Annotated in this window: 18 protein-coding genes; 13 read left to right on the forward strand and 5 right to left on the reverse strand. The window is 61.3% G+C overall.

The genetic code is table 11. The features are described from left to right. Positions 1 to 84 precede the first annotated feature (84 nt). The 3 genes from zipA to EC919_RS18415 all read right to left on the reverse strand — a co-directional run bounded on the left by zipA (position 85) and on the right by EC919_RS18415 (position 5,359). On the reverse strand, positions 85 to 933 hold the full coding sequence (gene zipA, locus EC919_RS18405; protein WP_133775838.1) for a cell division protein ZipA: 849 nt from the start codon (positions 931 to 933) through the stop codon (positions 85 to 87). A 274-nt stretch (positions 934 to 1,207) separates the two neighbouring features. After that, the gene (gene smc / locus EC919_RS18410; protein WP_133775839.1) at positions 1,208 to 4,696 is read right to left on the reverse strand and encodes a chromosome segregation protein SMC; all 3,489 of its coding nucleotides are present in this window, start codon (positions 4,694 to 4,696) and stop codon (positions 1,208 to 1,210) included. 3 nt (positions 4,697 to 4,699) lie between these two features. Then, a complete protein-coding gene (locus EC919_RS18415; protein ID WP_133775840.1) occupies positions 4,700 to 5,359 on the reverse strand; it encodes a GntR family transcriptional regulator in 660 nt (219 codons plus the stop codon). 318 nt (positions 5,360 to 5,677) lie between these two features. Between EC919_RS18415 and xdhA the strand changes: the two genes are divergently transcribed. The 4 genes from xdhA (at position 5,678) to guaD (ending at position 11,890) form a co-directional block, all read left to right on the forward strand. Beyond that, positions 5,678 to 7,147, forward strand: coding sequence for a xanthine dehydrogenase small subunit (gene xdhA, locus EC919_RS18420; RefSeq protein ID WP_133775841.1), 1,470 nt, complete (start codon positions 5,678 to 5,680; stop codon positions 7,145 to 7,147). Continuing rightward, positions 7,140 to 9,548: a xanthine dehydrogenase molybdopterin binding subunit gene (gene xdhB / locus EC919_RS18425; RefSeq protein WP_133775842.1), complete on the forward strand. Its 2,409-nt coding sequence runs from the start codon at positions 7,140 to 7,142 to the stop codon at positions 9,546 to 9,548. The genes xdhA and xdhB overlap by 8 nt, the downstream gene beginning before the upstream one ends. 161 nt (positions 9,549 to 9,709) lie before the next feature. After that, the gene (xdhC, locus tag EC919_RS18430; protein WP_133775843.1) at positions 9,710 to 10,549 is read left to right on the forward strand and encodes a xanthine dehydrogenase accessory protein XdhC; all 840 of its coding nucleotides are present in this window, start codon (positions 9,710 to 9,712) and stop codon (positions 10,547 to 10,549) included. Between the two features lie 24 nt (positions 10,550 to 10,573). Beyond that, positions 10,574 to 11,890 carry a guanine deaminase gene (gene guaD, locus EC919_RS18435; protein WP_133775844.1) on the forward strand — a complete coding sequence of 439 codons (1,317 nt, stop codon included), beginning with the start codon at positions 10,574 to 10,576 and terminating at the stop codon, positions 11,888 to 11,890. Between the two features lie 434 nt (positions 11,891 to 12,324). On the opposite strand, the gene EC919_RS18440 is transcribed toward guaD, so the two are convergent. Further along, a complete protein-coding gene (locus tag EC919_RS18440) occupies positions 12,325 to 13,089 on the reverse strand; it encodes a GntR family transcriptional regulator (RefSeq protein WP_133775845.1) in 765 nt (254 codons plus the stop codon). A 358-nt stretch (positions 13,090 to 13,447) separates the two neighbouring features. On the opposite strand from EC919_RS18440, the gene EC919_RS18445 reads away from it, so the two are divergent. Continuing rightward, complete coding sequence (locus EC919_RS18445; RefSeq protein WP_133775846.1) at positions 13,448 to 14,794, forward strand: NCS2 family permease; 1,347 nt, start codon at positions 13,448 to 13,450, stop codon at positions 14,792 to 14,794. A 218-nt stretch (positions 14,795 to 15,012) separates the two neighbouring features. Then, positions 15,013 to 15,639 (forward strand): LysE family translocator, encoded by a 627-nt coding sequence (locus tag EC919_RS18450; protein ID WP_133775847.1) that lies wholly within the window; start codon positions 15,013 to 15,015, stop codon positions 15,637 to 15,639. Between the two features lie 83 nt (positions 15,640 to 15,722). Here EC919_RS18450 and uraH read toward each other — a convergent pair whose 3' ends face one another. Then, positions 15,723 to 16,076, reverse strand: coding sequence for a hydroxyisourate hydrolase (uraH, locus tag EC919_RS18455; RefSeq protein WP_133775848.1), 354 nt, complete (start codon positions 16,074 to 16,076; stop codon positions 15,723 to 15,725). A gap of 398 nt (positions 16,077 to 16,474) precedes the next feature. Between uraH and puuE the strand changes: the two genes are divergently transcribed. From puuE to EC919_RS18490, 7 genes are all read left to right on the forward strand, one after another. After that, positions 16,475 to 17,401 (forward strand): allantoinase PuuE, encoded by a 927-nt coding sequence (gene puuE / locus EC919_RS18460; protein ID WP_133775849.1) that lies wholly within the window; start codon positions 16,475 to 16,477, stop codon positions 17,399 to 17,401. After that, positions 17,398 to 17,913 carry a 2-oxo-4-hydroxy-4-carboxy-5-ureidoimidazoline decarboxylase gene (gene uraD / locus EC919_RS18465; protein WP_133775850.1) on the forward strand — a complete coding sequence of 172 codons (516 nt, stop codon included), beginning with the start codon at positions 17,398 to 17,400 and terminating at the stop codon, positions 17,911 to 17,913. The genes puuE and uraD overlap by 4 nt, the downstream gene beginning before the upstream one ends. A 41-nt stretch (positions 17,914 to 17,954) precedes the next feature. Further along, complete coding sequence (gene alc / locus EC919_RS18470) at positions 17,955 to 18,950, forward strand: allantoicase (protein ID WP_133775851.1); 996 nt, start codon at positions 17,955 to 17,957, stop codon at positions 18,948 to 18,950. A gap of 137 nt (positions 18,951 to 19,087) precedes the next feature. After that, positions 19,088 to 19,582 (forward strand): ureidoglycolate lyase, encoded by a 495-nt coding sequence (locus tag EC919_RS18475; RefSeq protein ID WP_133775852.1) that lies wholly within the window; start codon positions 19,088 to 19,090, stop codon positions 19,580 to 19,582. A gap of 48 nt (positions 19,583 to 19,630) precedes the next feature. After that, entirely contained in the window at positions 19,631 to 20,959 is a 1,329-nt protein-coding gene (locus EC919_RS18480; RefSeq protein WP_133775853.1) for a urate hydroxylase PuuD, read from the forward strand. Between the two features lie 141 nt (positions 20,960 to 21,100). Continuing rightward, positions 21,101 to 22,456 (forward strand): nucleobase:cation symporter-2 family protein, encoded by a 1,356-nt coding sequence (locus EC919_RS18485; RefSeq protein ID WP_133775854.1) that lies wholly within the window; start codon positions 21,101 to 21,103, stop codon positions 22,454 to 22,456. 357 nt (positions 22,457 to 22,813) lie between these two features. Beyond that, a complete protein-coding gene (locus tag EC919_RS18490; protein ID WP_133775855.1) occupies positions 22,814 to 23,602 on the forward strand; it encodes a hypothetical protein in 789 nt (262 codons plus the stop codon). Positions 23,603 to 23,764 lie beyond the last annotated feature (162 nt).

The following is a 23,764-nucleotide window of genomic DNA, read 5'->3' on the forward strand; positions in this document are numbered from 1 at the left end:
GTGTCAGAACAATCGACGCGGTGGTGACTGACCCACCGCAATCGCGGGCAAGCGCGCGCCTACAGGGGCGCGCTAATCAACAATTCAGCGACGCTGGGTCAGGGCGCGGCGTTCGAACTCGACGATGCGCTGACGGTAATGCTCAATGGTCTGCGCAGTCATGACGCTGCGCTGGTCGTCTTTCAATTCACCATTCAGCTCGTGGGCCAGCTTGCGAGCGGCGGCGACCATCACATCGAAGGCCTGCTTCGGATGACGCGGCCCTGGCAGACCCAGGAAGAAGCTCACGGCGCGTGTGCTGAAGTGGTCGATGTCGTCCAGATCGAACACGCCCGGCTTGACCGCATTGGCCATCGAGAACAGCACTTCGCCGTTGCCGGCCATGCTTTCGTGACGGTGAAAGATGTCCATTTCGCCGAAGCGCAGACCGCTTTCCAGAATGTTCTGCAACAGCGCCGGGCCCTTGAAGCCGCTTTCGTCCCGGGAAATCACGCTGATCACCAGCACTTCTTCAACCGGTGGCAGGTCCTTGTCTTCGGTGATGCGCTGGTTCGGCTTGTCATCCGGGAAATCGTCGTCGCGTGCGCTGAACAGGTCAGGACTGGCGCTCAGGTTCAGGTCGCCCTGGTGCGGCTCGTCCTTGCGCTTGCCGCGTCGCGGTTCACGTTCGGCGCGCTCGCGGGGCGCTGCACTCATCGTCGGCAGGTCGTGCTCGTCGAGTTTCGGTTCTTTATGGGTGTCCAGGACGCGCGCAGGGCCCAACACTTCGGCGGACGTCGGTTCGTCGTCGTCCGGCAGGTTGGATAAGCTGCGGTCCAGTCTGAATTTCAATTTGCCCTTGCCGCCGCGCATACGGCGCCAGCCGTCAAACAGAATACCGGCAATGACAATAATGCCGATGACGATCAGCCACTCTCGCAGACCGATTTCCATGTAGTCCCGTGCCTCTAATGAAATTCTGAAAATTAAGGGCGCAAACCCCTTTAAAACGTGGAGCCAACTCTATGTTCTGAATGGCCTTTTACCCACGCGAAATGGAAAAGTGGACATTAAGCTAGCACGACCAAAGGCAACTTTACACCGTCTGTTACATCTGGCAGGTCACAAGCATCTGTCACGCTGCAACGGCGGTTCCTGTACTGGACGTCCGTGCGCCACTTTTCCCTGCAAATCTGCCTGATCGCTACGCGATCAACTGCGCATCCTGCTACGACTCCACCAGCGCCATCGCCTCCTCTACGTCCACCGCCACCAGCCTTGAACAACCCGGTTCGTGCATGGTGACGCCCATCAACTGGTCAGCCATTTCCATGGCGATCTTGTTGTGGGTGATGTAGATGAACTGCACCGTCTGCGACATCTCTTTGACCAACCGGGCATAGCGCCCCACGTTGGCGTCGTCCAGCGGTGCATCGACCTCGTCGAGCATGCAGAACGGCGCCGGGTTGAGTTTGAAGATGGCAAAAACCAGCGCCAGCGCGGTCAGGGCTTTCTCGCCCCCGGACAGCAAATGGATCGTGCTGTTTTTCTTGCCGGGAGGACGCGCCATGATCGTCACCCCTGTATCGAGTAAATCTTCGCCCGTCAGTTCCAAGTAAGCGCTGCCACCACCGAAAACTTTTGGAAAAAGTGCCTGAATTCCGCTGTTTATCTGATCAAAGGTCTCTTTGAAACGGTTGCGGGTTTCTTTGTCGATCTTGCGGATCACGTTTTCCAGCGTGTCCAGCGCTTCGACCAGATCGGCGTCCTGGGCGTCCAGATAGCGTTTGCGTTCGGACTGCTGCTGATACTCGTCGATGGCGGCCAGGTTGATGGCGCCCAGACGCTGAATCCGCGCGGCGATACGTTCCAGTTCTTCTTCGGCGGCCTTCTCGTTGGCGTCGGCGGTCAGGGTGGCCAACACGCCGTCCAGGTCGTAGCCGTCTTCGTGCAGTTGCTCCTGAAGCGTCTTGCGTCGCACGGTCAGCGATTGCCATTCCAGGCGCTGCTGCTCCAGTTGTCCACGCAACAGCGCCGATTGCTGCTCGGCCTGGTTGCGACGTTTCTCGGCTTCGCGCAGTTCGCGGTCGGCGTCTTCCAGGGCGTTCTTGGCGGTACGCATCTCTTCGTCGACGACCATGCGCTTTTCCAGCAGCTCTTCGAGCTTCATGCGCAGTTCTTCCAGCGGCGCGGCGCCCTCCTCCAGGTTCAGGCTCAGTTGCTCGCGCTTCTCGGTCAGGCGCTCGGACTGCATCTCCAGACGCTCCAGGGCCTGGCGCGTGGAATCATGCTGCGCGCGCAACGAACCCAGGCGCACCGCCAACTGGTTGGCGTGATCCTTATGCTGGCGGGCTTCCTGGCGCACCCGGTCCAGACGCTCGCGCAGGCTGTCGCGCCGGGCCAGCAGCAGCTCGCGCTGTTCGGTGTCCAGCGCCATGCTGTCGAGGGCGTCCTGCAATTGCAGGCGGGATTCGCCGAGGGTTTCCTGCTCCATGGCCCGCTGTTCGGCCAATTCGGTCAATTCTTCATCGAGCCGGGTGCGGCGCAGGGTCAACTGCTCGACTTTGGCTTTGGTAGCGGACAACTGCGCCTTGAGCTCGCTCTGCTGACGGGCTTCGTCCTGCAAGCGGCGGCGCAATTGCTCGCGGTTGTCTTCCTGGGTGCGTTGCTGTTCGCGCTGAGTTAACAGTTGCTCATCAAGCGCCGCCAACGTCGCTTCGCGCTCTTCGCGCTCGGCTTCCAGACGCTGCAATTCTTGACCCCGCGCCAGCACGCCGCTTTCAGCCTCGCTGGCGCGGCGCACCCGCAAAAAATCCCGCCCGACCCAGTAGCCGTCGCGGCTGATCAGGCTCTCACCGGCGCCCAGTTGCCCGCGCAACGCCAGCGCATCGTCGAGGGTTTCAACGGGTTTGACTTGGCCGAGCCAGTGGCTCAGATCGACCTGGGTATCGACCTTGTCCAGCAGGCTGCCGGGGATCCGCGTGAGGTCAGCGCCGGGACTCACCAGGCGCAGGTCGCCCTGACTGAAGCCGGCCAGATCAAGGCCGGCGAAATCATCCACCAGCACCGCATTCAGGTCGGCGCCCAGCACAGTTTCCACGGCCATTTCCCAGCCCGCCTCGACCCGCAGCCCTTCTGCCAGACGCGGACGCTCACTGAGTTGATGATCGCGCAGCCATTCGGCGGTGCCCGTGCCGGGATCGAGTGCCGCCTGTTGCAGGGCTTCCAGGGAAGCGAGCCGGCCATTCAACCGCTGCAGATCGCCCTGGGCCTGCTGCTGCGACTGGGTCGCCTGTTGCAGATCGACGCGCAGTTGCTCAAGGCGCTCGATCAGTTGTTCTTCTTCAGCGGTCAGTTCTTCGAAGGCCATTTCCCGCGCGGCGAGGTCTTCGCTCAGCTCAAGAATCGCGGCGTCCTCAGGATCGGCCGCGAGCAATTGACGCTCTTCGCCCAAACGCCGCTGACGCTCGGCCAGGCGCTCCAGGCTGGTTTCCAGCTGCTGAATGCGCGACTGCTGCACTTCCGCCTGGCGCCGGGGTTCGGCGGACGTGAGGTTGAAGGCGTCCCACTGCTCCTGCCAGCCGTGCATGGCGGTTTCGGCGTCTTCCAGCGCGGCGGCGGATTCTTCGGCGGCCGCGAGGGTGATTTCCTGCTCCGGCTCAAGCATTTCCAGCTCTTCGCCAAGGGTCGCCAGCAGCGTGCGGTCGTGGCCCAAATGGGATTCGGTTTCCAGGCGCGCACGCTCGGCTTCGCGCAGGTCATCCTGCAACTGACGCAAGCGCTGCTGGCCGTGCTGGATGCTCTGCTCGACCCGGGCGATGTCGCCGCCCACGGAATAGAAACGCCCCTGCACCAGATTGAATCGCTCGGACAGGTCGTGATGACCGTCGCGCAGGCGCTCGATGGCGGCGTCGGCGCTGCGCTGATCGGCGACCAACGACTCGAAGCCGACTTCCTGATTGCCGATCACCGATTCGCGCTGAGCCACTTGCTCGTTCAGCGCCTGCCAGCGCAACGCCGACAGTTGCGCCTTGAGCTGACGCTCTTCGGCTTTGTATTCCTGATATTTCTCGGCCGCCTGGGCCTGACGCTGCAGACGCTCCAGCTGACGACCCAGTTCGTCGCGCAAATCGGTCAGGCGCGCGAGGTTCTCGTGGGTACGGCGAATGCGGTTTTCGGTGTCGCGCCGACGCTCCTTGTACTTGGAGATGCCGGCGGCTTCTTCGATGAAATTGCGCAGGTCTTCGGGCTTGGCTTCGATCAGCTTGGAGATCATGCCCTGCTCGATGATCGAGTAGCTGCGCGGGCCCAGGCCGGTGCCGAGGAAGATGTCGGTGATGTCGCGGCGACGGCATTTGGTGCCGTTGAGGTAATAGCTGTTCTGGCTGTCGCGGGTGACTTTACGGCGAATGGAAATTTCTGCGTAGCTGGCGTATTCGCCGACGAGGGTGCCGTCAGAATTATCGAAGACCAGCTCGATGCTCGCCTGGCTCACCGGCTTGCGGCTGGTGGAGCCGTTGAAGATGACGTCGGTCATCGACTCGCCGCGCAGGTTCTTGGCCGAGCTTTCGCCCATGACCCAGCGCACCGCGTCGATGATGTTGGACTTGCCGCATCCATTGGGGCCGACCACGGCCGCCATGTTGCTGGGGAAGTTCACCGTCGTCGGGTCGACGAACGATTTGAACCCGGCCAGCCTGATGCATTTGAGGCGCATGAATCAGCTGGCCGCCAGGGCAGACAGCACCGATTGGCAACTGCGCTCGGCGTAGCGGGTGAGCACATCGCGGATGCGCGCCAGATCGCGCGCCACCACCGCTTCAAGCAATTGGCCGAAGAGGGTCAGGTATTCGCTCATTTCCGCTTGGCGTTGATCCAGGGCGAGGAAGTAGAAGCGGCTCATGGAGGGCTGCAGGTTCTCGACGGTCTCTTCCAGGTACGGATTGTTGGCGAACGGATAGGCCGCGCGCATCACGTTGAAGCTCTCTTCGACGAAGCCCTTGACGTCCTGGCGTTCGCAACTGGCGATGAGCCGCTGCTGAATCTGCTGGAATGCCGCCAGGTCGACCGGCTCCTTCCAGCTTCGCGCCACGGCCAGGCCGAGCAAGATGTACATCTCGCTCATCAGAGCGCAGAGGCTGGTGATGTTGTGCGGGGTGAGGACCGACACCTGCGCGCCGCGACGGGGCAGGATCACGATCAGGTGGCGGCGTTCGAGGATCAGCAACGCCTCGCGCACCGAGCCCCGGCTTACGTTCAGCGCGGCCGTGACTTTCTGCTCCTGAATCCGCTCCCCTGGCTTGAGTTCGCCGCGGATGATGCGCTCGGCAAGGTGGTGAGCGATCTGCTCGGCGAGGCTGTCAGGTGCCTTGAACGTCATTTCTTACCTTCAACTTCTTGGGTCGCATACAAGCGGCGGAGTGTATCGCACTGCACGTCTGTGGCGCAGGGCCATACTGTGGAAACTGGCACGAATTAAGCAGAAATACGGACATGTTCTGATCACGCGCACACAGTCTTTAAACATCATGGTCAGGCGGGTTATCGGCAATTTCAGGAAATAATGAATTTCTTGACCTTTGAGTCAGATATTAATTGACCCAATAGTCAGAGCTGATAGATTCATCGACATGTTCGATGACCCATCCGCCGGCAGCAGTGACCAGTGCTTTTCAACGACAAGAACGAGGCGCGACCCGTGATCCAGTTTCTCCTGAACCAAGAGCTGAAAACCGAGCAGGCTCTGGACCCCAATGTGACGGTGCTCAACTACCTGCGCGAGCACCTGCACAAATCCGGCACTAAAGAAGGCTGCGCCAGCGGCGATTGCGGCGCGTGCACCGTGGTCGTTGGCGAGCTGACCACCGACGCGGCGGGCCGGGAGCAGCTGAGTTATCGCAGCCTCAATTCCTGCCTGACCTTCGTGGCCTCGCTGCACGGCAAGCAATTGATCAGCGTTGAAGACCTCAAGCATCAGGGCCGCCTGCACAGCGTGCAGCAGGCAATGGTCGACTGCCATGGTTCCCAGTGCGGTTTCTGCACGCCGGGCTTTGTGATGTCGTTGTTCGCGCTGCAAAAGAACAGCGCCGAATCCGCCTCCTCTGAAACAAAACATGCCCAGGCCCATGAAGCACTGGCCGGCAATCTGTGCCGCTGCACCGGTTATCGACCGATTCTTGCGGCAGCCGAGCAAAGCTGCGCCCAGCCGCAACCGGACCAGTTCGATGCCCTGAAAGCACAGACCATCGCCCGCCTCAAGGCCATCGCACCGACGCAGACCGGCGAGCTGAACAGCGGCGACAAACGCTGCCTGGTGCCGCTGACCGTCGCCGATCTGGCTGATCTCTACGACGCCTATCCGCAAGCCCGACTCCTGGCCGGCGGCACTGACCTGGCCCTTGAAGTGACGCAATTCCATCGCCCGTTGCCGGTGATGATCTACGTCGGCAACGTCGCGGCGATGAAGAAGATCGAGCATTTCGAAGACCGCATCGAGATCGGCGCGGCCACGGCCCTCACCGATTGCTACGAAGCACTGAGCCGCGAGTACCCGGATTTCGGTGAATTGTTGCACCGTTTTGCATCGCTGCAGATCCGCAATCAGGGCACCCTTGGCGGCAACATCGGCAACGCCTCGCCGATTGGCGACTCCCCGCCCCTGCTGATCGCCCTGGGCGCGGAGATCGTGCTGCGCAAGGGCGAGCAGACCCGCACCCTGGCGCTGGAGGATTACTTCATTGATTACCGGGTGACGGTGCGTCAGGAAAGCGAGTTCATCGAGCGCATCATCGTGCCCCGCGCCAACGCCCGGCAGACGTTTCGCGCCTACAAGGTTTCAAAGCGGCTGGACGACGACATCTCGGCGGTGTGCGCCGCGTTCCGCGTACACATCGAAAACGGCGCCATCGTCGACGCCCGCGCAGCCTTCGGCGGCATGGCGGCGATCCCCAAACGTGCGGCCCATTGCGAGCAGGCGCTGATCGGCCAGCCGTGGACATCCGCCACTATCGAGCGCGCCTGCGCCGCACTGGCCGAAGATTTCACGCCGCTGACGGACTTTCGCGCGAGCAAGGAATACCGCCTGCTCAGCGCGCAGAACCTGCTGCGCAAATACTTCATTGAAGTGCAAACGCCTCACATCCAGACGCGGGTGACAGCTTATGTCTAATCATCATTCAGCCAGGTCCCAGGAAGAGATGGTCGCCCTGTTTCAACAGGACCTGACCACCGGTGTCGGCCGCAGCGTCAAGCACGACAGCGCCGACAAGCACGTCTCCGGCGAAGCGATCTACATCGACGACCGTCTTGAATTCCCCAATCAGTTGCACGTGTATGCACGATTGTCCGACCGTGCCCACGCGCGCATCGTCCGCGTCGATGTGTCGCCCTGCTACGCCTTCGACGGCGTGCGCATTGCCATCACCCACGAAGACATTCCGGGCCTCAAGGACATCGGCCCGCTGCTGCCCGGCGACCCGTTGCTGGCCATCAACAAGGTCGAGTTCGTCGGTCAGCCGGTGATTGCCGTGGCCGCCCGGGATCTGGAAACCGCGCGCAAGGCAGCGATGGCCGCGATCATCGAATACGAAGACCTTGAGCCCGTGCTCGACGTCGTCCAGGCCTACCGCAACAAACACTTCGTGCTCGACAGCCACACCCACCAGCGCGGTGATTCGGCGACGGCGCTGGCGTCCGCCACCCACCGTATTCAAGGCACGCTGCACATTGGCGGTCAGGAACACTTCTATCTGGAGACGCAGATTTCGTCGGTGATGCCCACCGAAGACGGCGGCATGATCGTCTATTGCTCGACGCAGAACCCGACCGAGGTGCAGAAGCTCGTCGCCGAAGTGCTGGACGTGTCGATGAACAAGATCGTCGTCGACATGCGCCGCATGGGCGGCGGCTTCGGCGGCAAGGAAACCCAGGCGGCGAGCCCCGCGTGCCTGTGTGCGGTGGTGGCGCGCCTGACCGGCCAGCCGACCAAGATGCGCCTGCCGCGCATGGAAGACATGATGATGACCGGCAAGCGCCACCCGTTTTACGTCGAGTACGACCTGGGCTTCGACAACGACGGGCGCTTGCACGGCATTCAGCTGGAGCTGGCGGGCAACTGTGGTTATTCGCCTGACCTGTCGGCGTCCATCGTCGACCGGGCGATGTTTCACGCCGACAATTCCTATTACCTGGGCGACGCCACGATCAATGGCCATCGCTGCAAGACCAACACTGCGTCGAACACGGCGTATCGCGGCTTTGGTGGCCCCCAAGGGATGGTCGCCATCGAGGAAGTGATGGACGCCATCGCCCGGCATCTGGGCAAGGACCCGCTGGCGGTGCGCAAGGCCAACTACTACGGCAAGACCGAGCGCAACGTCACGCACTACTACCAGACCGTCGAGCACAACATGCTCGAAGAAATGACTGCCGAACTGGAAGCAAGCAGTGATTACGCCGAGCGGCGCAAGGCGATCACGGCCTACAACGCCCACAGCCCGATTCTGAAGAAAGGCCTGGCGCTGACCCCGGTGAAATTCGGCATTTCCTTCACCGCCAGCTTCCTCAATCAGGCTGGCGCGCTGATCCACATTTACACCGACGGCAGCATTCATCTCAATCACGGCGGCACCGAGATGGGCCAGGGTTTGAACGTCAAGGTGGCGCAGGTGGTGGCCGAGGTGTTTCAGGTCGACATTGATCGCGTGCAGATCACCGCGACCAACACTGACAAGGTGCCAAACACGTCACCGACGGCGGCCTCCAGCGGCGCGGACCTTAACGGTAAGGCTGCGCAGAATGCAGCGGAAATCCTCAAGCAGCGGCTGGTGGAGTTCGCGGCGAAGCATTACCAGTGCGACGAGTCGCGGGTCGAGTTTCGCAACGGCCATGTGCGCGTCGGCGAACAGGTCATCAGCTTCGATACCCTCGCGCAGCAGGCGTGGATGGGTCAGGTGTCGCTGTCGAGTACCGGCTATTACAAGACGCCGAAGATTTTCTACGACCGCAGCCAGGCGCGTGGCCGGCCGTTCTATTACTTTGCCTTCGGCGCGGCGTGCACCGAGGTGCTGGTCGACACCCTGACCGGTGAATACAAAATGCTGCGCACGGACATCCTTCATGACGTCGGCGCCTCGCTGAACCCGGCCATCGACATCGGCCAGGTCGAGGGCGGCTACATTCAAGGGATGGGCTGGCTGACGACCGAGGAACTGGTCTGGAACGACAAGGGCAAGCTGATGACCAACGGCCCGGCCGGCTACAAGATTCCCGCCGTGGCCGACATGCCGGCGGACCTGCGAGTGAAGCTGGTGGAGAACCGCAAGAACCCGGAAGACACGGTGTTCCATTCCAAAGCCGTGGGCGAGCCGCCGTTCATGCTGGGCATCGCCGCGTGGTGCGCGATCAAGGACGCCGTGGCGAGTCTGGGCGATTACAAGCATCAACCGAAGATCGACGCGCCGGCCACCCCGGAGCGGGTGTTGTGGGGGTGTGAGCAGATGCGGGCTTTGCGGGCTGCGAGGCCGGAAGCGGAAGGTGTCGCCCATGAGTTGACGGTTTCCTCGGTTTGATTTTCGTCGGCGCAGATGACGCCTTCGCGGGCAAGGTGGAGCGCCACCCCGGTCGCTCCTACAGTCGGAATGCGGTTCTCTGTAGGAGCGCGCTTGCCCGCGATGAGGCCAGCACAGACACCACAGATTTTGATCGTCGCAACAACGATCAGGAGACACACATGAATAACTGGATCAGCGCACTCGCCGATTTGCAGCACCAGGGCGAGGCCTGCGTGCTGGTGACCATCATCGAGGAGCGTGGCTCGACGCCGCGCAATGCCGGCTCGAAAATGGTCGTCAGCGCCGGGCGGATCTTCGACACCATCGGCGGCGGTCACTTGGAATACAAAGCCATGGAAATTGCCCGGGAGATGCTCGCCAGTGGCAGCCAGCAAACCCGTCTGGAGCGCTTCAGCCTCGGCGCCAGCCTGGGCCAGTGCTGCGGCGGCGTGAACGTGCTGCTGTTCGAACCCATGGGCCAGCCCCAGGCGCACATTGCCGTTTTCGGCGCCGGCCACGTCGGTCGGGCGCTGGTGCCGTTGCTCGCCAGCCTGCCCTGCCGCGTACGCTGGATCGATTCCCGCGAAGCGGAATTTCCCGCGCACTTGCCGGAAGGCGTGACGCAGATCCTCAGCGAGGACGTCATCGAGGAAGTCGACAACCTCCCCGCCGGCAGCTATTGCATCGTCATGACCCACAATCATCAGCTGGACCTGGAACTCGCCGCCGCCATTCTCAAACGCGGCGACTTCAGCTATTTCGGCCTGATCGGCTCGAAAACCAAGCGCGTGAAGTTCGAGCATCGCCTGCGAGACCGCGGCTTCGACGCCGCACTGTTGCAGCGCATGCGTTGCCCGATGGGCCTGACCGAGGTCAAAGGCAAACTGCCCATGGAAATCGCCGTGTCCATCGCCGGCGAAGTGATCGCCACCTACAACGCTCATTTCGGCGAACAAAGCACCACCGCCGAACCTGTCGCCAAGCTGCTGCCGGTGTCCCGCCGCAGCCAGGCCCAATGAATCCCGGAAGAACGATCAACTGACATGAACCCTGATATCAGCGCCACCCGAAAAGCCTACCGCGCCGCCATCATCCACAGCATCGCCGACCCTGCCCAAGTGGCCGTGGAAGCGTCGTACGAGTATTTCGAAGACGGCCTGATGCTGGTCGAAAACGGCAAGATCCTCGCCCTCGGCAACGCTGAAGACCTGCTCGGCACACTTGCTGACGACGTCGAAATCGTCAGCTATCAAGACGCGCTGATCACCGCCGGTTTCATCGACACCCACATCCATTTGCCGCAGACCGGGATGGTCGGGTCCTACGGCGAGCAGTTGCTCGACTGGCTGAATACTTACGTGTTCCCCTGCGAGAAGCAGTTTGAAGACCCCGAGCATTCGGCGCAGGTGGCTGACATCTTTCTCAAGGAATTGCTGCGCAACGGCACCACCTCCGCGCTGGTGTTCGGCAGTCGGCACAAGGAGTCGGTGGAAGCGCTGTTCAGTGCCGCCGAGAAGCTCAATCTGCGCCTGATCGCCGGCAAGGTGATGATGGACCGCAATGCGCCGGATTATCTGGTGGACACCGCCGAATCCAGCTACGTCGACAGCAAGGCGCTGATCGAGCGCTGGCACGGCAAGGGCCGTTTGCATTACGCCGTGACCCCACGTTTCGCGCCGACCAGCACGCCTGAACAATTGACCCTCGCCGGCCAGTTGCTGACCGAATACCCCGACCTGTACATGCAGACCCACATCAGTGAAAACCTGAAGGAAGTCGAATGGGTCAAGGCGCTGTTCCCGGAGCGCAAGAATTACCTGGACGTGTACGACCATTTCAACCTGCTCGGCGAGCGCTCGGTGTTCGCCCATGGCGTGCACCTGTGCGACCAAGAGTGTGAGCGCCTGGCGGAAACCGGGTCAGCGATTGCTTTCTGCCCGACGTCCAATTTTTTCCTCGGCAGTGGGCTGTTCAACTTGCCGATGGCGGAAAAGCATAAGGTCAATGTCGGCCTGGGCACCGATGTCGGCGCCGGGACGAGCTTCTCGCTGCTGCACACGCTGAACGAGGCGTACAAGGTCATGCAGCTGCAAGGCGCCAAACTGAGCCCGTTCAAATCGCTGTACCTGGCGACACTGGGCGGCGCACGGGCGCTACGGCTGGAAGACAAGATCGGCAACCTGCAGCCGGGCAGCGAGGCAGACTTCGTGGTGCTGGATTTCAACGCCACGCCGCTGCTGTCCTACCGCATGAGCCAGGCGACGAGCATCGAAGAGCAGTTGTTTGTGTTGATGACCCTGGGGGATGACCGAACGGTCAGCGAAACGTATGCGGCGGGGGCGTTGGTGCATAAGCGCTAAAAACAATGGAGTGTCCGCAGGTTTGTTTCGGACTCGCCCTCACAAACGCCGCACTGCAGGAGCGCACTGCCCCCGAATGCGGTGGGTCAGCAATATATAGGCTGGCTGAAATAACGCGTTCGAAAATGATGTGCTTGACGCCGGTGAGGTTTACGCCGCGCGCTGCACGGCTAACTGCAGGCATCACACCGCCGTGCTGAGCCCTGCTTTCGTTAGCACGCTCGCAGGTATTCGGTCGGACCGGTAATTCCCCATCCCCACCGAACGTTGTAGGAGCGCGCTTGCCCGCGAATGCGGTGGGTCAGCAACATATAGGCTGGCTGAAATGACGCGTTCGCGGGCAAGCGCGCTCCTACAGGTGCTGCGCTCGCCGAAAATGAAGTGCTTGACCCCGGTGAGGTGTACGCCGCGCGCTGCACGGCTTACTGCAGGCATCAAACCGCGGTGCTGCGCCCTGCCTTTTTCTTCGGCAGCATCAGGTGCGAGAACACGGCGTGGAGGTCGTCGGAGGCGCTGTCTTCGTCGAGGTTGAGCTTGCTGTCGATGTGATCCATGTGATGCATCATCAGGCTCACCGCCAACGTTGCGTCGCGGGCTTCGATGGCGTCGATCAGCTGGGTGTGTTCATCGTAGGAGCAGTGCGAGCGGTTGCCGCTTTCGTACTGGGCGATGATCAGCGAGGTCTGCGAGACCAGACTGCGCTGAAAGCTGATCAGCGGCGCGTTTTTCGCCGCTTCCGCCAGTTTCAGGTGGAATTCCCCCGACAGGCGAATGCCCGCCCCGCGATCCCCTTTCGAAAAACTGTCGCGCTCGTCGCTGACCATCTGGCGCAGCTCGCTGAGCTGTTCCGCCGTGGCGTGCTCAACCGCCAGTTCAGTGATCGCTTTCTCCACCAGACGCCGGGCGAAGAACACCTGTCGTGCCTCTTCGACGCTCGGGCTGGCCACCACCGCGCCACGGTTCGGGCGCAGCAGCACCACGCCTTCGTGGCCCAGGCGCGAGAGTGCGCGACGAATGATGGTGCGGCTGACGCCGAAGATTTCACCGAGGGCTTCTTCACTCAGCTTGGTGCCGGGCGCCAGACGCTGCTCGAGAATCGCCTCGAAAATGTGCGCGTAGACGATATCGTCCTGGGTGCCGCTGCGGCCGGATTTGGCCGCGCGTGAGTGTTTCTTGAGAGGTTGCAACTGATCGTTCATGGGCACTCGTGGTAACAGAATCCGGCGCGGGGCCTTGCCGTGATCAGGGCGGGTACGACCACTGTTGGAGCAACCAATAGCAGATATCCCGGCAAAGTCACAGTAAAAGTAATGGCGCATTGTACACAGCCGGCCAAGTCTGCACAGGTCCCGAAATGACGGGGCGTTATGCACACAATCCGCTAAATACTACGCACAGGATCGAAAACATTATTTGCATTATTTGTATACAAAAGCATAATCCCTTCGTGCACGTTTCTGACCTTTCAGTCAACAAATCAGCCTGACAGATTCACTCGCCTCCCGGAGCCGACAACCGGCTTTGTCATAACAACAAAAACGTCCCGAGGATTTCACTGTGGAAAGTCGCAAAACCGAAGCCACGCCGCTGGATCTCCCGCTGCCGCGCAAAGGCCTGCTTGAACGCCTCTTCAAGCTCAGCCTGCACGGCACGACCGTCCGAACCGAGCTGCTGGCAGGGCTCACGACCTTCATCACCATGGCCTACATCATCTTCGTCAACCCCAACATCATGGCCGACGCCGGCATCGATCATGGCGCAGCCTTCGTCGCGACCTGCATCGCCGCCGCGCTGGGTTGCCTGTTGATGGGGCTGTACGCCAACTGGCCGGTGGGTCTGGCGCCGGGGATGGGCCTGAACGCGTTCTTCACCTACACCGTGGTCGGCACCATGGGTTACAGCTGGGAAACGGCGCTGGGCGCGGTGTTCGTCTCGGGCGTGATCTTTATGTTCCTGACCCTGTCGCGGATCCGCGAATGGCTGCTCAACAGCATCCCGGTCAGTTTGCGTTACGCCATGGGCGCGGGGGTCGGTCTGTTTCTCGGGCTGATCGGCCTGAAGACCGCCGGTATCGTAGTGGACAGCCCGGCGACGCTGATCAAGCTCGGCTCGTTGCGTGAGCCCGGCCCGCTGCTCGCCGCCCTCTGCTTTCTGATGATCGCCGTGCTCAGTTATCACCGGGTGTTCGGCGCGATCCTTATCAGCATCATCGCTGTGACCCTGGCTGGCTGGGGCCTGGGGCTGGTGCATTACAACGGCATCTTCTCCATGCCGCCGAGCCTGGCGCCGACCTGGATGGCCATGGACGTGGCCGGCGTGTTCAACGTCAGCATGATCAGCGTGGTGTTGGCGTTTCTGTTCGTGCACATGTTCGACACGGCCGGCACGCTCATGGGTGTGGCACAGCGCGCCGGTTTGGTGCGCGATGACGGCCGTATCGAAAACCTCTCACGGGCCTTGAAGGCCGACAGCGCGTCCAGCGTGTTCGGCGCGATGGTCGGTGTGCCGCCCGTCACCAGTTACGTGGAAAGCGCCTCGGGCGTGGCAGCCGGGGGTCGGACTGGTCTGACCGCCGTCACCGTAGGCGTGCTGTTCGTGGCGGCGATGTTCTTCGCCCCGCTGGCTGGCATGATTCCCGCTTACGCGACCGCAGGTGCATTGATTTACGTAGCGATGTTGATGATGGGCGGCATGGCGCACATCGACTGGGACGAAGCCACCGACAGCATTCCGGCGATCGTCACGGCGATCATGATGCCGTTGACGTTTTCGGTGGCGGACGGGATTGCACTGGGTTTCATCACCTACGTGGTGCTCAAGGCCGGCACCGGCCGCCATCGGGAAATCTCCGTCAGTTTGTGGGTGCTGTGCGCGATCTTCATCGCCAAGTTCGTGTTTTTGTGAGACTGCGTAGATCACAAACTGGCCCTGAATGGTCGAGTGATACACACGCCCCGTAGGAGCCGGCTTGCTGGCGAACGCGGTGTGTCAGACGGCACATCCGTGGCCGTCGCCATCGCATTCGCCAGCAAGCCGGCTCCTACAGGTCGAACGCGCACAAGACATGACGCCGCCCAGCCAGCGGCGTTTCTCTGCTTTCTAATAAACAAGGAGAACCCCCCATGACACTGGAAACCTGGCTGCTGTTCAGCGGCGCCGCGCTGGTGGTCATTCTGATTCCGGGGCCGCTGTCACTGCTGATGATCGGCAACAGCCTGAATTACGGCCTGCTGCGCTCCTACCCCGCCTTCCTTGGCGGCGTCTGCGCGTCGATCTGCCTGCTCAGCGCTTCGGCCCTGGGGCTGGGCGCCTTGCTGCTGGCGTCCGAGCAGTTGTTCAGCGCCTTGAAGATCATCGGCGGCCTGTACCTGTTTTACCTGGCCTGGCAGAGCTGGAAGCAGTCGCGCCGGCCCGCTGTTGCCGCCGAAGTCCCCGAGGCGTCGATCAAGCCGGCTTTTGGCTCACTGTTCTGGCGCGCCTTCGTGCTGGGCGGCAGCAACCCGAAAGACATTCTGTTTTTCGCCGCCTTTTTGCCGCAGTTTCTCAAGGCCGATCAGCCGTTTTTCGGCCAACTGATCACCATGATCATCACCTGGACCGTCCTCGACCTGAGCTGCAAGTTGTTCTACGGCCTCAGCGCCCAGGGCGCGGCGCGCTACCTGCGCACGGGCAAGGGCCAGACCTGGTTCAACCGCATCAGCGCCGGGCTGTTCGGCACCGCCGGCACCGTTGCCCTGATCAGCCGCTGAGTTCATCAACAAAAACCGAGGCAGAAAAAAGCCCGCAGTGTGGGCGGGCAAGAGGAACACGGGGAGCAACACGCGGCAGCGATCTAGCTGCCGCGATAGGTCGAATAGCTGTAGGGCGAAATCAGCAGCGGCACGTGGTAGTGGTCTTGCCCGGCGTCGATGCCGAAGCGCAGCACCACTTCATCGAGAAACGCCTGATTGCCGGACTGAACGCCTTTGCCACGAAAGTACTCGCCGGCCTGAAACTGCAATTGATAGACGCCAGACCGGTAGTCATCGCCCTGCAACAGCGGAGCGTCGCAGCGGCCGTCGCTGTTGGTCAGCGCCTCGGCGACTTTCTCCAGCCGGTCGCCATCGACCCGATAAAGTGCGACGCGGATTGAGCTGCCGGGGCAGCCATGTGCAGCGTCCAGCACGTGAGTGGTGAGTCGTCCCATGGCGTGTCGTTGCCTCATTCAGTGAGAGATAGAGAGATGGCCTGCACCCGAAAAGGGCATCAGCAGTAAGACATGAGCAGGATTAAGACAGTTTAAGCGAAGATTGTACACAATTGAAATCACCTAAATTTCTGTCGCTTTCTTGCCGCGGCTCCCCGCCCCGGAAAGCAGCGCAGGCCACAGAGCTAGACCATGACGGGCGCTTTATCTGACCACTCAGGCAGGTTTCTTGCACAGTGATTCCATGGGGCTGAGAGTGGCGGCAAGCGAAAAAACAGGGTTACACGTTGTAAATAAAGTTGTATACAATCTCACCATCGCAGCGACCGTCGCGGCACCTCGATACATCGCCCTGACGACCACCGCCACAGAACACAGGCTAGATAAGGAAGATTGCAGTGAGCGCCGACTACCCACGCGACCTGATCGGTTACGGCAGTAACCCGCCCCATCCCCGCTGGCCAGGCAATGCCCGTATCGCGCTGTCGTTCGTGCTCAATTACGAGGAAGGCGGCGAGCGCAACATTCTGCATGGCGACCAGGAGTCCGAAGCGTTCCTCTCCGAAATGGTGGCCGCGCAACCCCTGCAGGGCCAGCGCAACATGAGCATGGAATCGCTCTACGAATACGGCAGCCGTGCCGGCGTGTGGCGCATCCTCAAGCTGTTCAAACAATTCGACACCCCGCTGACGATCTTCGCGGTGGCCATGGCCGCCCAGCGTCACCCGGACGTGATCCGCGCCATGGTCGACGCCGGCCATGAGATCTGCAGCCACGGCTATCGCTGGATCGACTACCAGAACATGGACGAGGCGCAGGAACGCGAGCACATGCTCGAAGCCATCCGCATCCTCACCGAGCTCACCGGTGAACGTCCGCTGGGCTGGTACACCGGGCGCACCGGCCCGAACACCCGGCGGCTGGTGATGGAAGAAGGCGGTTTTCTCTACGACTGCGACACCTACGACGACGACCTGCCCTACTGGGAACCCAACAACCCGACCGGCAAGCCGCATCTGGTGATCCCGTACACGCTGGACACCAACGACATGCGCTTCACCCAGGTGCAGGGTTTCAACAAGGGCGACGACTTCTTCGACTACCTGAAAGACGCTTTCGACGTGCTCTACGCCGAAGGGGCCGAGGCGCCGAAGATGCTTTCGATCGGCCTGCACTGCCGGTTGATTGGCCGCCCTGCCCGACTGGCCGCGCTGCAGCGTTTCCTTGAGTACGTCAAAGGCCACGAGCAGGTCTGGTTCGCCCGCCGTGTGGAAATCGCGCGGCACTGGCATCAGGTACACCCCTTCAATGGAGCCGCCGAATGAGCCGTTTTCAGACCCTGACGCCCTCTTCCCTCAGTCGCGAAGAATTCGTCCACGCCTTCGCCGACATCTACGAACACTCGCCCTGGGTCGCCGAACAGGCCTGGGACCTCGGCCAGCTGCACGAGCTCGATGACATCGAGGCGCTGCACGCACGCATGAGCGACATCCTGTTGAGTGCCGATCACGCCGCGCAACTGGCGCTGATCAACGCTCACCCGGACCTTGCCGGCAAAGCCGCCGTGCAAGGCCAACTGACCGAAGCCAGTACCTCTGAACAGGCTGGGGCCGGTATCCACCACTGCACGGCCGAAGAGTTTCAGCGCTTCACCGAGCTGAACGACGCCTACAAGGCCAAGTTCGCGTTCCCCTTCATCATGGCGGTGAAAGGCAGCAACCGGCATCAGATCCTCGCGGCCTTCGAGACGCGCATTCACAACCCGGCAGACGCCGAGTTTGCCTGCGCCCTCGGCGAGATCAACAAGATCGCGATGTTTCGCCTGCAAGCCCTCTGACCGACCGTTCCCACGCCCACTATCAAAGGCAGACAAAAAGAATGAAAGCTTACGCCGCACCCTTCGAGAAGTTCGTCAACCTGGCCGATGCGCGTCTGGGGACGAAGATCCTGTCCGTCACCGATGACTGGTTCGCCGACGCCAACCGCCTGTTCCAGCCGATTCCGGCAGTCTGGAAAGAAGGCGTGTTCGACGACAACGGCAAGTGGATGGACGGCTGGGAGTCGCGCCGCAAGCGCTTTGAAGGTTACGACAGCGCAGTGATTCGTCTGGGCGTTGCCGGTTCGATCAAGGGCGTGGACATCGACACCTCATATTTCACCGGCAACTACCCGCCATCGGCCTCGCTGGAAGCGTGCTTCCTGGCGTCGGGCGAGCCGGATGAGCACACCGTGTGGACCGAAGTGCTGCCGGCCGTGGAGCTCAAGGGCGACAGCCATCATTACCACGAGATCGCGGACGCCAAGGCCTACAGCCACCTGCGTTTCAACATTTACCCGGACGGCGGCGTGGCGCGTCTGCGGGTGTATGGCGTGCCCCATCGGGACTGGTCGTCGGTGGCTGACAACGAGCAGATCGATCTGGCCGCTGCGCTGAATGGTGGTCGTGCGCTGGCCTGCTCCGACGAGCATTTCGGGCGCATGAGCAACATCCTCAACCCGGGCCGTGGCGTGAACATGGGCGACGGCTGGGAAACCGCACGTCGCCGCACGCCTGGCAATGACTGGGTGATCGTGGCGCTGGGGCATGCCGGTGAAGTCGAGCAGATCGTCGTCGACACCCTGCACTTCAAGGGCAACTACCCGGACAGCTGCTCGATTCAGGCGGCCTTCGTCAAAGGCGGCACCGACAGCCAGATCGAAACCCAGAGCCTGTTCTGGCGCGAACTGCTGCCGAGCCAGAAGCTGGAAATGCACGCCGAACACACCTTCGTCGAGCAGATCAAGGCACTGGGGCCGATTACCCATATCCGCCTGAACGTGTTCCCGGATGGCGGCGTGAGCCGGTTGCGGGTGTTGGGCAAAGTGGCGAAGTAGTGCTGAGTCTGTAGGAGCGCGCTTGCCCGCGAAGGCTATCTATCAGGCGATAGAGATGCGGTGAATGTACCGACGCCTTCGCGGGCAAGCGCGCTCCTACAGTGATCAATCCATCAAACATGAACAGAAGACTCCGCATGCGCACACTGATCATCGAGCCGTTGACCAAGGCAGCCTTCGCCCCGTTCGGCGACGTCATCGAAACCGATGGCAGCGATCATTTCATGATCAACAACGGCTCGACCATGCGCTTTCACCGTCTGGCCGAGGTTGAAACGGACGACAAGGCGATCATCAGCATCTTCCGCGCCGAGGCGCTGGACATGCCGTTGACCATCAGCATGCTGGAGCGCCATCCGCTGGGCAGCCAGGCGTTCATTCCGCTGCTCGGCCATCCTTTTCTGGTCGTGGTCGCGCCATTTGGCGATGCACCTGAACCCGAGTTGACCCGCGCCTTCATCACCAATGGCAGGCAGGGTGTTAATTACCATCGCGGCGTCTGGCACCACCCGGTGCTGACGATCGAAAAGCGGGATGACTTCCTGGTGGTTGATCGCAGTGGCAGTGGCAATAACTGCGATGAGCATTTCTTCGAAGAGAGTCAGAAGATGGTTCTCGATCCCCAACTATAAGAAGGGCCCGACCACCCGTTAAGCGGTGGAAGGCAAAGGGTAAAGACTGTGGCTGCACATCTGATGGAATGGCTGAATCTGGGCGTGCGCTGGATTCACATGATCGTCGGGATCGCCTGGATCGGCGCGTCCTTTTATTTCGTCTGGCTGGAGAACAACCTCAACCGCGCCAACCCCCGTGACGGTCTGTCGGGCGACCTCTGGGCGATTCACGGCGGCGGCATCTATCACCTGGAAAAGTACAAGCTGGCCCCGCCGACCATGCCGGACGACCTGCACTGGTTCAAATGGGAAGCCTACTGGACCTGGATGTCAGGCGTGGCGCTGCTGTGCATCGTGTTCTATTCCAACCCCACACTTTACCTGCTGGCACCCGGCAGCACGCTGAGCGGCGGCGCAGGCATCGCCATTGGCGTCGGCTCGTTGATCGCCAGCTGGACGATCTACGACATCCTGTGCGATTCACCGCTGGGCAAGCGCCCTGCCCTGCTGGGCCTTGTACTGTTCGTACTGGTCATCGCGGCCTGCTTCGGCTTCAGCCAGGTGTTCAGTGGCCGGGCGGCTTACCTGCACACGGGTGCGATCATCGGCACGATCATGGTCGGCAACGTGCTGCGCATCATCATGCCGGCCCAGCGAGCATTGGTCGCCGCCATCGCCGAGAACCGCACGCCGGATCCATCGCTGCCCGCCAAAGGCCTGCTGCGTTCACGGCACAACAACTACTTCACCCTGCCGGTGCTGTTCATCATGATCAGCAACCACTTCCCGAGCACCTATGGCAGTCAGTACAACTGGCTGGTCCTCGCCGGGATCGCGGTGTGTGCGGTGCTGGTCCGGCACTTCTTCAACACCCGTCACAACAGCCACAAATACGCCTGGGCCCTGCCGGTTGGCGCGCTGGGGATGATGTGTCTGGCCTACGTCACAGGTCCTGCGCAAATATCTCGCGGCCCGGACGTGGCGGAGAAAATCCAGTATCAGCCACTGCCGGGCACGGCCATTGGCGGTCATCGCGCTGATGAGCCGAAGCCTGAAGTCGCGCCAGCGCCTGCTCCGGCTGCGGCAGCTGCAGCAACCGCCGAAGCGCAACCGGCGCAAGCCAGCACCGGTGGCGTGGATTTCGAGAAGGTCCACAGCGTGATTCAGGAACGCTGCACCGTCTGCCACTCCGCCAAACCCACCAGCCCGCTGTTCAGCAGCGCGCCGGCCGGGATCATGTTCGACACCCCGCAGCAGATCCAGCAACTCGCCCCGCGCATTCAGGCCCAGGCCGTGACCGCGCAGATCATGCCGCTGGGCAACATCACCCAGATGACCCAACAGGAACGTGACCTGCTGGGGCAATGGATCGATAAAGGGGCGCAGACGAACTGAAGTCAGCTGCAAGCTTCAAGCAGCAAGCCACAAGTTAAAAGCAGTACGCGATCGGCTTTAGCTTGAGGCTTGCCGCTTGAAGCTTGCTGCTTCCACCGATTCAAAGCTTCAACCCCACAATAAGAACAAATGAGGTGTTGCATGTCCGAGTCAACTCACGCGCGCATTCCTGCCGCGCCGCCACGACAGCCCCTGCCCTTGCTGCAACTGATTCTGGTGGGCGTGCAACACGTCCTGTTGATGTACGGAGGTGCCGTGGCGGTGCCGCTGATCATCGGCCAGGCCGCCGGGCTTTCCCGGGAAGACATCGCCTTTTTGATCAACGCCGACCTGCTGGTCGCCGGCATCGCCACGGTGGTGCAGTCCCTGGGCATCGGTCCGCTGGGTATTCGCATGCCGATCATGATGGGCGCCAGTTTCGCCGCCGTCGGCAGCATGGTGGCGATGGCCGGGATGAGCGGCGTCGGCCTGCCGGGGATCTTCGGCGCGACCATCGCGGCGGGTTTCTTCGGCATGCTGATCGCGCCGTTCATGTCGAAAATCGTACGTTTCTTCCCGCCACTGGTGACCGGTACCGTGATCACCTCCATCGGCCTGTCGCTGTTCCCCGTGGCGGTCAACTGGGCGGGTGGCGGCAGCAAGGCGGTGAGCTTCGGTAACCCGATCTACCTCGGCGTCGCCGGGCTGGTGTTGCTGACGATTCTGCTGATCAACCGCTTCATGCGCGGGTTCTGGGTGAACATCTCCGTGCTGATCGGCATGGGCCTGGGCTACATCCTCTCCGGTTTCATTGGCATGGTCGACCTCAGTGGTCTGGGTCAGGCCGAATGGCTGAAGGTGGTCACGCCCCTGCACTTCGGCATGCCGCAATTCAGCCTCGCGCCGATCCTGTCGATGTGCCTGGTGGTGGTGATTATCTTCGTCGAATCCACCGGCATGTTCCTCGCCCTGGGCAAGATCACCGACCGTGAAGTCACCCCGGGCATGTTGCGCCGGGGTCTGCTCTGCGACGCCGCCGCCTCGTTTCTCGCGGGCTTTCTCAACACCTTCACCCATTCCTCGTTTGCGCAGAACATCGGCCTGGTGCAGATGACTGGCGTGCGCTGCCGCTCGGTGACCATCGTCGCGGGCGGGTTTCTCATCGTGCTCAGCCTGTTGCCGAAAGCGGCGTATCTGGTGGCCTCGATTCCGCCTGCGGTACTGGGCGGCGCGGCCATCGCCATGTTCGGCATGGTCGCCGCCACCGGGATCAAGATCCTTCAGGAAGCGGACATCTCCGATCGGCGCAATCAGCTGTTGGTCGCGGTGAGCATCGGCATGGGCCTGATCCCGGTGGTGCGACCGGAGTTCTTCAGCCAGCTGCCGCAGTGGATGGGGCCGATCACCCACAGCGGCATCGCCATGGCGACATTGAGCGCGGTGTTGTTGAACCTGCTGTTCAACGTGCTCGGCGGTGCCGAGCGGGCGGCGATGACCGGGCCGCTGCATTCACACTGAGGGGTGCCCTGTTTTCGACGGGAGTGCTCCGTCACAGAGCACTTGAGCACGGCTGCGCGAGTCAGTATCCTCCGCCGCCGCTCGAATTCAGTCCAATAACAACACTGCAACTAACCTGACTGACCGGACAACTCTCCGATCAGCCCTTGCATCTTCCAACCGGCATCGATAAATCGACCCATCGACTGTTCTTTAAACAGCCGGCAGGACTTTTTTGTCTTTTTTCAAGGTGTTGGCTCAGCTCTTGCTATCCACTCAAAGCTGACCAGACAGACAACTTAGTTAATTAAAACCAAGGCGCCATAACAGAGCGTCAGTTCGCAAAAAACCACGACGTCAATCCAAGGGAGTATTTACATGAATCGCACGCTTTCCTGCCTGATGGCCGCCAGCAGCCTGCTCGCTGCCGCCCCGGCCATGTCGGGTGATCTGCTGCAGTGGCAGAGCAACAGCCTGACTTACCTCTACGGCAAGAACTTCGCCGTGAACCCTGAGAACCAGCAGACGTTCACCTACGAACATGCCGACGGCTGGAAATACGGCGATAACTTCGTCTTCCTCGATTACATCAGCTACAACGGCAAGAAAGACGCAGGCGTTGGCAATGCAACTACGTACGGGGAAATCTCCCCTCGCCTGTCCATGGGCAAGATCTTCGATCAGAAATTCCAGCTGGGCCCTATCACTGACGTATTGCTGGCAACCACTTATGAGTTTGGCGAAGGCGATGTCGAGTCGTACCTCATCGGCCCGGGTTTTGACTTGAAGATCCCCGGCTTCGATTATTTCCAGCTGAACTTCTACAAGCGTTACAACGACGGTCACCGCGCCGGTTACGGCGCCTGGCAGATCACGCCGGTGTGGTCTTACACCATTCCGGTGGGCAAGTCCGACATTCTTATCGACGGTTTCATGGACTGGGTCGTGGACAACAAACAGTCCAACAGCAAAGGCGATTACCACTCCAACCTGCACTTCAACCCGCAGATCAAATACGACCTGGGCAAGGCGCTTAATCTGCCGGATCGGCAGTTGTACGTGGGCGTCGAGTACGACTACTGGAGCAACAAGTACGGCATTAACGACACGCGCTCTTTCGATACCGACCAGAACACCGCCAGTTTGCTGGTGAAAGTGTTCTTCTGATCGCCGCGACGCGGGGCTGACGGGACGCCCCATTGGCCGTTGGCACGAGGCGTCCACTGCAGAATGTCCGGAGCATTGCGTTCCGGGCAATTCATGCGTTTTTCATTTTGATACGACCGATTTTTAACTTCCGCTCCGGGATCATGGGCACCGTCGGCCACT

It is taken from the genome of Pseudomonas graminis (genome assembly GCF_004364335.1).
Classification (GTDB): domain Bacteria; phylum Pseudomonadota; class Gammaproteobacteria; order Pseudomonadales; family Pseudomonadaceae; genus Aquipseudomonas; species Aquipseudomonas graminis_D.

Excerpts from the sequence above, each read along its gene's own strand:
- zipA (WP_133775838.1), bottom strand. The coding sequence starts at position 933 with ATGGAAATCGGTCTGCGAGAGTGGCTGATCGTCATCGGCATTATTGTC.
- smc (WP_133775839.1), bottom strand. The coding sequence starts at position 4,696 with ATGCGCCTCAAATGCATCAGGCTGGCCGGGTTCAAATCGTTCGTCGAC.
- EC919_RS18415 (WP_133775840.1), bottom strand. The coding sequence starts at position 5,359 with ATGACGTTCAAGGCACCTGACAGCCTCGCCGAGCAGATCGCTCACCAC.
- xdhB (WP_133775842.1), top strand. The coding sequence starts at position 7,140 with ATGTCTAATCATCATTCAGCCAGGTCCCAGGAAGAGATGGTCGCCCTG.
- xdhC (WP_133775843.1), top strand. The coding sequence starts at position 9,710 with ATGAATAACTGGATCAGCGCACTCGCCGATTTGCAGCACCAGGGCGAG.
- guaD (WP_133775844.1), top strand. The coding sequence starts at position 10,574 with ATGAACCCTGATATCAGCGCCACCCGAAAAGCCTACCGCGCCGCCATC.
- EC919_RS18440 (WP_133775845.1), bottom strand. The coding sequence starts at position 13,089 with ATGAACGATCAGTTGCAACCTCTCAAGAAACACTCACGCGCGGCCAAA.
- EC919_RS18450 (WP_133775847.1), top strand. The coding sequence starts at position 15,013 with ATGACACTGGAAACCTGGCTGCTGTTCAGCGGCGCCGCGCTGGTGGTC.
- uraH (WP_133775848.1), bottom strand. The coding sequence starts at position 16,076 with ATGGGACGACTCACCACTCACGTGCTGGACGCTGCACATGGCTGCCCC.
- uraD (WP_133775850.1), top strand. The coding sequence starts at position 17,398 with ATGAGCCGTTTTCAGACCCTGACGCCCTCTTCCCTCAGTCGCGAAGAA.
- alc (WP_133775851.1), top strand. The coding sequence starts at position 17,955 with ATGAAAGCTTACGCCGCACCCTTCGAGAAGTTCGTCAACCTGGCCGAT.
- EC919_RS18475 (WP_133775852.1), top strand. The coding sequence starts at position 19,088 with ATGCGCACACTGATCATCGAGCCGTTGACCAAGGCAGCCTTCGCCCCG.
- EC919_RS18485 (WP_133775854.1), top strand. The coding sequence starts at position 21,101 with ATGTCCGAGTCAACTCACGCGCGCATTCCTGCCGCGCCGCCACGACAG.
- EC919_RS18490 (WP_133775855.1), top strand. The coding sequence starts at position 22,814 with ATGAATCGCACGCTTTCCTGCCTGATGGCCGCCAGCAGCCTGCTCGCT.